Source organism: Frankia sp. R43 (assembly GCF_001306465.1).
GTDB classification, from domain to species: domain Bacteria; phylum Actinomycetota; class Actinomycetes; order Frankiales; family Frankiaceae; genus Parafrankia; species Parafrankia irregularis.
This window is the reverse complement of record NZ_LFCW01000011.1, coordinates 395,020-405,775: the sequence shown is the minus strand read 5'-3', so window position 1 is coordinate 405,775 and position 10,756 is coordinate 395,020. Positions and strand designations below refer to the sequence as shown.

Annotated in this window: 9 protein-coding genes, 1 tRNA gene and 1 pseudogene; 9 read left to right on the top strand and 2 right to left on the bottom strand. The window is 67.4% G+C overall.

Annotation, left to right across the window (positions count from 1 at the left end):
- A pseudogene (locus tag ACG83_RS37485) lies at positions 1 to 416 on the bottom strand (hypothetical protein); the annotation flags it as partial.
- A gap of 326 nt (positions 417 to 742) precedes the next feature.
- Between ACG83_RS37485 and ACG83_RS37480 the strand changes: the two are divergent.
- From ACG83_RS37480 to ACG83_RS37465, 5 genes are all read left to right on the top strand, one after another.
- Positions 743 to 1,345, top strand: a complete 603-nt coding sequence (locus ACG83_RS37480) for a hypothetical protein (protein WP_054570972.1) — start codon at positions 743 to 745, stop codon at positions 1,343 to 1,345.
- Positions 1,332 to 2,204: a TRM11 family methyltransferase gene (locus tag ACG83_RS37475; RefSeq protein WP_054571014.1), complete on the top strand. Its 873-nt coding sequence runs from the start codon at positions 1,332 to 1,334 to the stop codon at positions 2,202 to 2,204. The genes ACG83_RS37480 and ACG83_RS37475 overlap by 14 nt, the downstream gene beginning before the upstream one ends.
- Positions 2,205 to 2,494: 290 nt before the next feature.
- Positions 2,495 to 2,719, top strand: coding sequence for a helix-turn-helix domain-containing protein (locus tag ACG83_RS43270; protein ID WP_083473888.1), 225 nt, complete (start codon positions 2,495 to 2,497; stop codon positions 2,717 to 2,719).
- Between the two features lie 95 nt (positions 2,720 to 2,814).
- Positions 2,815 to 4,299: a tyrosine recombinase XerC gene (xerC, locus tag ACG83_RS37470; RefSeq protein WP_054570971.1), complete on the top strand. Its 1,485-nt coding sequence runs from the start codon at positions 2,815 to 2,817 to the stop codon at positions 4,297 to 4,299.
- Positions 4,300 to 4,460: 161 nt separating this feature from the next.
- Positions 4,461 to 4,533, top strand: a tRNA-Lys gene (locus ACG83_RS37465).
- Positions 4,534 to 5,305: 772 nt separating this feature from the next.
- Here the strand turns inward: ACG83_RS37465 and ACG83_RS37460 are convergent.
- On the bottom strand, positions 5,306 to 5,515 hold the full coding sequence (locus ACG83_RS37460) for a hypothetical protein (RefSeq protein ID WP_054570970.1): 210 nt from the start codon (positions 5,513 to 5,515) through the stop codon (positions 5,306 to 5,308).
- A gap of 369 nt (positions 5,516 to 5,884) precedes the next feature.
- On the opposite strand from ACG83_RS37460, the gene ACG83_RS37455 reads away from it, so the two are divergent.
- Genes ACG83_RS37455 through ACG83_RS37440 form a run of 4 tightly spaced genes read left to right on the top strand, consistent with a single transcriptional unit; the run spans position 5,885 to position 10,720 of the window.
- Positions 5,885 to 7,876, top strand: coding sequence for a P-loop NTPase fold protein (locus ACG83_RS37455; protein ID WP_054570969.1), 1,992 nt, complete (start codon positions 5,885 to 5,887; stop codon positions 7,874 to 7,876).
- A complete protein-coding gene (locus tag ACG83_RS37450; RefSeq protein WP_054570968.1) occupies positions 7,876 to 8,610 on the top strand; it encodes a hypothetical protein in 735 nt (244 codons plus the stop codon). The genes ACG83_RS37455 and ACG83_RS37450 overlap by 1 nt, the downstream gene beginning before the upstream one ends.
- On the top strand, positions 8,607 to 9,977 hold the full coding sequence (qatC, locus tag ACG83_RS37445) for a Qat anti-phage system QueC-like protein QatC (protein WP_054570967.1): 1,371 nt from the start codon (positions 8,607 to 8,609) through the stop codon (positions 9,975 to 9,977). Before ACG83_RS37450 ends, qatC begins: the two co-directional genes overlap by 4 nt.
- The gene (locus ACG83_RS37440) at positions 9,974 to 10,720 is read left to right on the top strand and encodes a TatD family hydrolase (protein WP_083473886.1); all 747 of its coding nucleotides are present in this window, start codon (positions 9,974 to 9,976) and stop codon (positions 10,718 to 10,720) included. The genes qatC and ACG83_RS37440 overlap by 4 nt, the downstream gene beginning before the upstream one ends.
- Positions 10,721 to 10,756 lie beyond the last annotated feature (36 nt).

Genomic DNA, 10,756 nt, shown 5'->3' with positions numbered 1-10,756 from the left:
AACGCCAGACGGCCGGGGATTCCCCGCGTCCCGGCGGGCAGCCCGGCGTACACGTCGATAAAGCCGGTCAGCACCTCCGCGTCCAGATCGGCGGCCTCGCCGCGGTAGACCGGGGCCAGCGTGGCCGCGATATGCCGCAGCGCCGGCATCGCCATTCCCACGGCCGCGACCTTCCACGCGTCCACGTCCCGCGCCGCGAGAAGAAACACCCACACCGCGTTCCGGGTCGCCCACGAGGCCTGCGGCCGAGTCATCTCCACCCGCAGTTCCCGCAGACCGAACCACCGGTCCGCCAAACCCGGGAAATCGGCGCCGTTCACCCCCAGCCCACCCGGGGATTCCGTCAGGCTCAGAAACGACGTCTCGACCAGATCCAACGCCGAGCCAGTCGTGTCCTCAAAGTCGTGCACCGCCATGGATGGACTCCCGTCCGTGAGGCCCTGTGTTTCGGTCGGCCCCAAGGACGCCACACCCCATCTGACGGTGATCTGACACTGATCTGACACTCGTCCACGCCCAGGCAGGCCAGGCAAAAAGGCCTCCGGAAGCGATCTGACACTGATCTGACGGTGATCTGACTCTGATCAACAACGCTGCCGTGAACCGTGCAGATGATCAGAGTCAGATCTGTGTCAGATCACCGTCAGACGGCCTGGAAAACACTCGGCCCCACACACCACATCCCGCCGCACGCCGCCCTTCCCAGGCGGCGTGCGCCGGAATTCCCGTGCGGAGGAACCGAATGCCCCAGCCCCGTCCCAGCCGAACCACACAGCCGCGGATCATTCCGCTCACCGTCTGGCCCACCGGCACCCCGGAAATCCCCGGGGCCCTACCCGCCGAGGCCGCCGCCCGCGCTATCGCCACCTTCAGTAACACCCGTGACCTTGTCGTCAGCCTCGACGACAAGGGAATCCTCACCGGTGCCGCGGACTATCTTCGGCGCCGCTACATCGCGCTCCGCCGCACCCCGGAGGGCACCATTCCCGGCAGCACCCGAAACTGGGAGGGCGACGCGGGACTCGTCATCGACCACCCGCCCGCCGCCACCCCGGAAACACTTCTCGCCGACCTGAGCACCCTCGCCAGGATGCTCCGCCCCGGGGGACATTGCCTCACCGTGCATACTCCGGTCAGCGGGGCCGCCGATCCGCTCGCGGACACCATCACCGCGGCCCGTGGCGCTGGCCTGCGCTACCTCCAGCACATCATCATCCTGACCAGTCCCATCCGCGGCGACGGCCTTCACCCCCCGGTGGACATCCCGTCCGATCACGGGCCCCTGCACCCTGTCCACACCGATCTGGCCGTGTTCGCCAAGCCCGGTGGTGGTGCGCGTGGCTGACCGCCACATCCCCGTCCCGCTCACCGTCTGGGCGGTATCGCAGACCCTCCCGCGTTTCCAGCGGCTGAACCGATACGTCCCAGAATCCCTGGCACATCCCGCCCGGATGCTGCCCGCTCTCGCCCGGCACATCATCGAGACCTTCACCGAGCCCGGTGATCTCGTCGTCGACCCCATGTGCGGAATCGGCACCACACTGGTGGAAGCCGCCCACCTCGGCCGCCATGCCCTCGGGATCGAATACGAGTCCCGCTGGGCCGTCATCGGCCGCGCCAACGCCACCCTCGCACTCACCCAGGGCGCCACCGGGACCATCCGGCTCCTCACCGGAGACTCCCGCCAGCTCCCCGCCCTCGCCCCCGAGGCCGCGCGGGGAAAAGCCGCGCTGGTGCTCACCTCGCCGCCCTACGGGAAAGCGACCCACGGCACCGTCGAGGCGGACCGTGAGAACGGGGTCCGGAAACGGGACTACACCTACAGCACCGGCCGAGGAAACCTCGCCAACACCGACCTCACCGATCTACTGGCCGGATTCGCCGACATTCTCACCGGCGCCGCCGCCCTTCTACGACCCGGCGGAATCATCGCGATCGCCGTACGCCCCTACCGCCAGGACGGTGACCTCATCGACCTTCCCGGCGCGATCCTGCACAGCGCCCAGCAGGTCGGGCTCGTCCGCGTCGCCCGCGCCGCAGCGCTCCTCGCCGGCCTGCGCCAAGGCCGTCTGGTGTCCCGCACGACGTTCTTCGCCCTCCACAACGCCCGCACCGCCCACGCCGCCGGCACCCCCCTGCACGTCACCGCCCACGAGGACATCCTGCTCCTCACCACCCGGCCGATAGCCGACCAGGAGACCTGACACCAGCTCTGACCTGCACGAACAGGACCTGACGGTGATCTGACAGTGATCTGACGGTGATCTGACACAAGTTGCACACGCAACAACAGTCAGATCACCGTCAGATCACACCCGGGCCCGGGGCGCCCGCCCCTGCGCGCAACGGCCCGCACCGACACCGCCGCGCCGCCCGTCCGCCCGTCGGACGCCCCCGGCCCTTTCCCTCGCCTCTCGCGGAGCCTTCCGGGAAGCAGCGCCCGAGGCTCACCCGCCCCCAGAGGAGAACCGCACCCGTCCTCGCGAGGAGTCGAGTGAAGACGTGGACTGAAGAAGAAATAGACCAGCTCGGCGCGAGAACCAATCTCGTCACCGCCGGCGAAATCCTCGGCATCGGCCGGACGAAAGCCTACGAACTCGCCGCCCGCAACGAGTTCCCCGTCCCCGTACTCCGTATCGGACGTCGGTACATCGTCCCCACCCACGCCATCCGAAAACTTCTCCACGTAACAGTCGCACCGCCGGATACCACGATTTGACATACCGGTTTTATCGAGCATCAATGGGACCGCCGCCGGAACATCCGTCCGGTTTCGGCAAATAACGCCTGATCGACGATGCTGGAGTGTGCGCATTGAAAGGGTCCATCTTCAAAAAATGCGGCTGCCGCGACCCTGAGTCGAATCGGCAGCTTGGGAGATCATGCCCAAGACTTCGCCGCCCGAACGGCGGATGGAGAGCCGATCACGGAACCTGGTCCTATCGTATCGACCTCCCACCCCACCCTGACGGCAAGCGCCGCCTCGTCAGCCGCAGCGGATTTTCCACCCAAGCCGAAGCACGCGCAGGAATCGACCGCATCGAAGCACTCGTCGCCATCGCCGACGCGGATGACACCATCGGACGCCAGAACATCGCCGACATGATTAGCCACGCCCTCCACGCCAACAAACCCCTCCCCGATGTCGACGAAGTGAAGAACCGATACCGGCGCAACGCCGATCTCAACCCCGACATCACCGTCGGCGCCTGGATGCAACGCTGGCTCGACAGCAGAAGGACCATCCGCCCGAAAACCCGCCTGGGATACGAAGGCTACATCAGAGTCCACATCACACCGGCCATCGGATCCGTACAACTCACACGACTCGCTATCTCACACCTCGACGACATGTTCACCGCCATCGAAGAAAACAACATCCGGATCATCCAGGACCTCCAGTCCGGCGACCCGAAGATCCGACGCGCCGCCCGCGGCAAGCGACCCACGGGACCCGCCACCCAGCAGCGCATCCGAGAAGTACTCCGAGCCGCCATCAACGACGCCATCCGCCGCGGAATCATGACCCACAACCCTGCCCAGTACGTCGAGCTCAACTCCGGCAAACGCCCCAAAGCGCTCCTATGGACAGACGAACGCGTCACCCGCTGGCGAGAGACAGGTACCAAACCCTCCCCCGTCATGGTCTGGACCCCAGCCCAAACCGGACAGTTCCTCGACCACGCCCACAGCGACCCGCTCTACCCCGTCTTCCACCTCATCGCCTACCGGGGCCTCCGACGCGGCGAATCCGTCGCCGTCCATCTCGACGATATCGACTTCACCAACGCAACCCTCACCATCCGCTGGCAGTTCGTCCAGATCGGCTACACAGCCCATCTTGCCAAGCCGAAATCCGACGCCGGGGACCGCGTCATCTCCCTCGACCCCGACACACTCACCGTCCTGAAAGCCTGCCGCACCCGCCAGCACGCCAACCGGCTCGCCGCCGGAACCGCCTGGCCGAACAACGGTCTCGCGTTCACCCACCCCGACGGCACTCCGATCCACCCCGAGCATCTCGCCAACCGCTTCCACACCCTCGTCCAGGAAGCCGACCTACCCCCCATCACCATCCACGGCCTCCGCCACGGCGCCGCCACCCTCGCCCTTGCTGCCGGCGCCGACCTCAAGGCAGTCCAAGAACTCCTCGGCCACTCCACGATCATGCTCACCGCCGACACCTACACCCACATCCTCCCCGACCTCGCCGCCGAGATCGCCCGCAACACCGCCCGCCTCATCCCCCGCACCCGCAGCCCCCACGACTACCCCCGACACGGCACCGCGATCGACTAACCCGGCGCCGCCCGTCCACCCCATCCAGGGCGGACGGGCGGCCACGCGCCACCACAACCCGCCCACCACACCACCCGCCACCCCATCCACAACCCCACAAGCCGTACCGACACCCCGGCCGCCACCCCGAGGACACACCGTTCGGTATCATGACTCTCGCAGGGCCGTTAGCTCAATTGGCAGAGCAGCCGGCTTTTAACCGGCGAGTTCAGGGTTCGAGTCCCTGACGGCCCACATTGGATGGCTTTTTCTGGACATTTTTGAATAGCTTTCAGGGGCCTCAAAGTTCGATATTGGGAGGCGCCGGGGAATTCGGCGGATTCGCCTCGTTTCCCTGCGCCCACGCATCCAGAGGGTGTACATCCGCCCTGGTACGCTTCAAATGCAGACTCAGTTCCATCGATCTAGCGCCCTGCTGGAGGCGCTAGATCGTCGGATCCGACCGGAGGTGACTCGGGCGGCGACTCAACCCTGCGCGGCGGGGCCGTCGGGTCGTCCTCTGGTATAGACGTCGCTGAAGATACAGCCCGCTGGTAATACGGGTCGCGGCTGGGAGATGGGTCGCGCGGCGTCGGCGCAGCGGGAATTTGGGGGTCAACGTGGGACTCGTAGGAGTCGGTCCGCCAGCCCAAACTCCGTTGACTCAGCGCACGCCGCCGGAGGGTCCCGCGAACGCGAGAAAGGGGTCTTCGGCGCACTGAACGCCGACGGGCCAGGGAGACGGAGGAACGGTGAACGGACCGTCCTTTCCCGCGATAGCTGGATCGAGATCGACCGGTGGACATGCGGCTGATGATCGACGGCAAGCGGTTCGAGTTTCCGACGCCTACGTCCACGCCGCGGCCGAACGGACGCGGATCGCCCCGGCGGTGTTCTGCTGCGATGTCGCGCAGATCCGCCTGGCCGACGGGTACCGGGTTCTCGTGAACTGGCGATCGGCCCGGTTCGTCAGCGTCGAGGAGGAGCACGCGCGGCGGGAACCCTTGCCTCTGGTGGGGTGACCGCCTCACCATCCGCGCGCAAGCACATCAGCCACCGCGAGGGCGAGGAGCAGTGCGCCAGCGAACGCGCCGCCGGCAGCGAGGACCGCGCCGGGCAGGCTCTCCCCGTCCATCCAGACCAGGGCGCCGGTCACCAGTGCGGCGTTGAACGAGACTGCGGCGCACAGCGGCACCACGAGGACCCGGACCAGGAACGGGTCGGACGACACGGACACCGCAGTTCTCCCTCGTGACACACCACCCCATCTGGGTGATCACGACCTGCGGGCCCGCTTCGCTTCTTATCGCACCAAAGACATCGAACTAACAACTTGCCGGTCGAAGTGCCTGCTGCCGCACCTTGCCCCCAGATTTCGGCCTCGCCTGGCTGTGGTCAGCGACGCCCGCTTGTCAGGATGACAGAGGAGCGGGGCTCGGCGAGGCGCAGCAGTAGCGCTTGCTGCACCGGCACTCGGTTCGCGCCACCGAACCGACCCGCGGGCGGGGGCCAGGTGCACGGGATTGCCGAACCCGATCTATCCTCGTTGTTCGCCGTGGGCCGCAGCCGATGCGCAGCCCCGGTCGAGTGGCAGACGGAGCGGGGGATGTGGGCGGACAACGAGACAGATGTTGATCTCCTCGGCTTCGATTTTCTGGTGGACGCCCTTGTCGTCGCCCTCACCGAGCCTCGGCTGCTACCTCTGACGGTCGGCCTGCTCGGGGATTGGGGTTCGGGCAAGAGCAGCCTGATGAAGATCACGCGGCAGGAGCTGTTGAAGATCCGCGACGATGACGAGACGCCGTCGCGCTATGCCTGCGTCGAGTTCAGTCCGTGGCAGTACGAGGACTACGACGATGTCAAGGTCGCCCTGATGACGAAGATCCTTGACGAGGTCAGTCAGAGGACGACTGAGGGCGCACAGCAGGAGCAGGTGTCCCGGCTGCGTGGGTTCGCCCAGAACCTGAGCCGGTGGAGGCGCACAGGCGGACGGTTGGCGGTGTCCGCCGCGCCACTCCTGCTCCCGACTGTATTTCCCGACATCGACCCGACACTGGCGGAAGGGATGCTGGCCGGGGTCGCGGGCGTGGCCGGCCAGCCGCCGGAGGAGCCGCAGGGCACGGCGGGCGAGGACGACGATCGAGGGGGGTCGCGTCTTGACGCTGGCCGTTTTCGTGCCGAGTTCGCCGAACTCGTAGCGTCGTTGGACGGGACGGACGCTGTCGTGGTGTTCATCGACGACCTCGACCGGTGCCTGCCGGGAACGGTGGTGGATACGTTCGAGGCGATCCGGCTCTTCCTGAACACGCCGAAGACCGCCTACGTCATCGCGGCGAATCAGGCGGTCGTCGAGTCCGCGATCGACTCGCGGTACCCGCAGCTGCAGCAGCCTGGTGGTGGCGGGATCGGTGCGAACTACCTGGAGAAGATGCTCCAGATCAAGGTCGTCATCCCTCCCTTGTCCGCCCCCGAGGCCGACACGTACGCGAACCTGCTGCTGGCCGAACTGCACCTCGACGACGACCAGTTCGCCGCGGTGCTGGACGAGACTCGTGAACGTCGAGTCGCCGGAGTCCTGCAGGTGGCGTTTAACCTGGGAGTGGCCGACGAGGTCCTGGACGATGTGCCGGCGACGCTCGCCCATGACCTGGATTGGGCCGCCAGCATCTCCCAGGTGCTGGGTACAGGGCTGCGGGGAAACCCCCGACAGCTCAAGCGGTTCCTCAACAACCTCCTCCTCAAGCAGCGGAGCGCAGAGCGTCGGGGCGTCACGCTTCAGCTGCCTGTGCTGGCCAAGCTGATGGCCTTGGAGGAGCAGCATGTCAGCGACTTCCAGCGTCTCTACGACTGGCAGCTCACCGCACCAGGACCGATTCCGGAACTCGCGGCGGCGGAATCGGTCGCCGCGCCGCCGGCGGACAGAGAAGGGTCGGACTCCGACGAGGAGGACACAGCCGGACCGGGAGAGGGCGGGCGCCCTGACCGGGGCCCCAACGCTCGGAGGTCGTCAGCGGGTCGAACTCGACGGCGGGCAGACGACCAGCCCGAGGTTGCAGAGGAAGTGCGGACCTGGGCGGGCAAGCCGCACATCGCCGCCTGGCTGCAGCTGCCCCCGTCGCTCCGGGAGGTCGATCTACGCCCTTACTTCACCTACTCGCGCGACAGGTTGACGCTGGGCGTCGCCGTGACCCGGCTACCTCCGCGATTGCAGGAGCTCCTGACCAAAGTTCAGTCGGAGGTCGCGGGAGTTCGGCGAGGAGCCTGCGGCGAGATCGTGGCGCTACCCGCAGCGGACCGGCTTCAGGTGGTGGAGGCCCTCGTCGAGGTGCTTGCACGGCGTGCAGACAGTCCCGCGTTCGTCGCGGCACTCGAACTCGCCGCGCGAGCCCCCGACATCCTGCAGCCCGTCTGTGAGGCGTTGACGCGCATCCCGCCGGCGGCGATCCCGGTGCACCACGCGGGAAACATTGCCCGGCTACCCGCTGACAACCCCCTCGTGGCCGCGCTCCTCGACCGCTGGGGGAACAGCACCGCTCCCGGGTTGGCTCCCATCGTCCGGCACGCGCGGGAGATGCGCCAGCTCTCAGGCAGCCGCTGATGGGGACCTCGACCGACCGTCAAGCGGGCAGCGGCGGCGCGTGGACTCCGCTCAAGCACGCGACCGCGTCCTACACGCGAGGACTCGCCACCGGCTCGCCGAACACCCCGGCCTTCGCTCGGCGGGTACTCGCCCGCCACGTCCCGGTGCTGGGCGGCCCAGGTGCTGCCGCCAGTGCCAGGGCCGGCACCACGGGGGTCCAGCGGCTCGGCGCGCTACTCGCTGGCGTCGGCGGCGAGGGCCTCGAAAGCACCCTCGACTCGTTAGGGCTGTCCGCGCTTGTCGGCCGGACACGCTTCGACATCCTCGACGAAATGATTACTTTCGTTGCCGGAGACGGGGACGACCTCGACTCGCAGGCCGCCCGGGACGCTGTGTGCGACGTCTTGGAGGAAGTGTTCGGTGACGCCGACACCTGGGCCGACCTGACCAGCACGGCCGACGCGGCGGTCACCAGGGAGACCCTCGCCGCCTTGCTGGAGTCGTTCCTAGCTCACTACATCTACAACCGGGTCCCCGTCATCGCCGAACGCCTCACCCGCATCTCCGACCCCCACGCTGTGCGCCGGGCGGACGATGAGATGCGTCAGATCATCCAGACCATGGTCTCGCTCCGCCTTCCCGATGACCCCTTCACGGTGGACTGGTCGGGTACGCAGGGGCGGCAGATCGCCGACGACGCCCTCCGCGCGACGTACGAGGCCATCCAAGGGCTGGACGGAGAACAGCAGTGACGGACTATCTGGTACGAACGGACCTCACCACGCCCGCCGCCGAACCTGACGAGGTCCGGCTTCTGGACTGGGCGCCGGGTCGGACCGCGGCCACGATCCAGACCGGAGACGCTGGACCCGAGTTCTTCGCCGGCTGGCAGCCGCCCCGCCCGGCCGCCGACCTGATGCTTCTCGGAGCGGCGGTCTATTGCGCGGACAAGACCACCCTGCGGCGTGGCACGGCCGACTCTTGGACCAGGGACATCACCCTCCGGCTCCCCGTCGGCGATGCGGCCGGCTGGCAGCGCGCCGACTTCGAGACACCCCTGCGCTTCCTCACCGGTGACCGCTGGCAGCTCCGGCCCTATCACGCCGCGCGACATCCCTTGGCCCACGTCAGCGGTGTTCCCCAAGCCGAGGGACCTGCCGGACTCGGTGTCGACGGCGTCTGCCTGTTCTCCGGAGGGCTCGACTCGTTGAGCGGCCTCATCGACCTTCTGGAAGCCGACCCCAACCGACGTCTGTGCCTGGTATCCCACCACGAAGGCGGGCAGGCATCCACCGCCCAGCAGTACCTACTCGACGCCCTCCGAAGCCACTACGGTGCTGAGCGCATCATCTCCCGCCGCCTCTACCTGCGACCCGCACCAGCGAACGGCCAGCAGGCCCGTCCCCTTCCCGGGCCCCGTGAGAACACCACCCGGTCGCGATCCCTGCTCTTCCTGGCCGCCGCGTTGACCCTCGCCGCGGCGGAAGGCACCGACGTGCCGGTCTACCTCCCCGAGAACGGGTTCATCAGCCTCAATGTCCCGTTGACCCGAGCCCGTGTCGGAAGCGCGAGTACCCGCACGACCCACCCGCACTTCCTGCGGCGGCTCGCGGAGGCCACCACCGCGATCGGGGTCCCGAACCCCGTCGTCAATCCCTACCGTCTGTCGACCAAGGGCGAGATCCTCGCACGGTCAGCCAACAGCACGCTGCTGCAACGCCTTGCCCCGCTCAGCGTCTCCTGCTCCCACCCTGAAACCGCGCGCTACGTCGGGCGCAGGCAAGGTAACTGCGGATACTGCTTCCCTTGCCTTATACGCCGCGCTTCCCTCGCGCATGTCGGTTGGGACGACGAGGAGTACGCCTACGACGTGTTCGACAATGACGACCTGGCGAGGTTGCTCCGTCGCCGCAGCCGGCGCGGCGCGGACCTGCGGGCTGTCGTCAGCGCAGCGGTCACCGACAACCCGGACCGCGACGTCCTGCGCAACGGCCCACTCCCACTCGGTGACCGTGCCGCCTTCACTGGCGTCTGGCGCCGCGGACTCGCCGAACTCCGCGCCTGGCTCGCTGGCCGAGCGGGCACCGACCTCACCGACCTCGTGCAGGCCGTGCCATGACAGCTGCCACACTGACTGACACGCACTGTCATATCGACGCATACGACGATCCCCTCGCTGTTCTCGACGAGGCCCGCGCCGCAGGAATACATGTCGTCGCCGTGACCGAGGACCCGGGCAAACACCGCCTGCTCCGTGCGCGTCTCGGTCGCCGCGCTGGCGTCGACGTGGCACTCGGTCTGCATCCCCTCCGTGCCGGTGCGGCGAGTCCTCATGAGTTGACCCGTTTCCTGAGACTTCTGCCCCAGTCGATGTGGATCGGGGAGATCGGACTGGACTTCTCCCGCGCCGGTGTGCAAACCCGCCACCAGCAGCTCCGCGTCTTCGAGGCGATCCTCGCGATCCCAGAACTTCGGACACGGCCGGTCACCGTCCACAGCCGGGGTGCCGAACGCGAAACCATCACCCGCCTCGCCCAGGCCGGAGTGCGGGCTATTCTCCACTGGTACACCGGACCGCTTACGGTCATCGATGACGCACTCACGGCAGGACTGTTCTTCTCTATCAACCCCGCAATGATACGAACAAAAAAAGCTGCAGCGCTCCTCCAGTACATTCCGCGGGACCGGGTGCTCCTTGAGACCGACGGCCCTTACGCCCGCCACGGCGGGCGGCCCGCCCGCCCCGTCGACCTCGTCAGCACACTGGAGAACCTTGCATCCCTGTGGGATACATCGGCAGCCGAGACGCGGACGACGGTCTCGGACAACCTTCATCGACTACCCGGAGTCCCTGCCGCCTGAGGAAAGCGCACATCCTCATCCGCTGCCACATTAGCC

Excerpts from the sequence above, each read along its gene's own strand:
- ACG83_RS37480 (WP_054570972.1), top strand. The coding sequence starts at position 743 with ATGCCCCAGCCCCGTCCCAGCCGAACCACACAGCCGCGGATCATTCCG.
- ACG83_RS37455 (WP_054570969.1), top strand. The coding sequence starts at position 5,885 with ATGTGGGCGGACAACGAGACAGATGTTGATCTCCTCGGCTTCGATTTT.
- ACG83_RS37450 (WP_054570968.1), top strand. The coding sequence starts at position 7,876 with ATGGGGACCTCGACCGACCGTCAAGCGGGCAGCGGCGGCGCGTGGACT.
- ACG83_RS37440 (WP_083473886.1), top strand. The coding sequence starts at position 9,974 with ATGACAGCTGCCACACTGACTGACACGCACTGTCATATCGACGCATAC.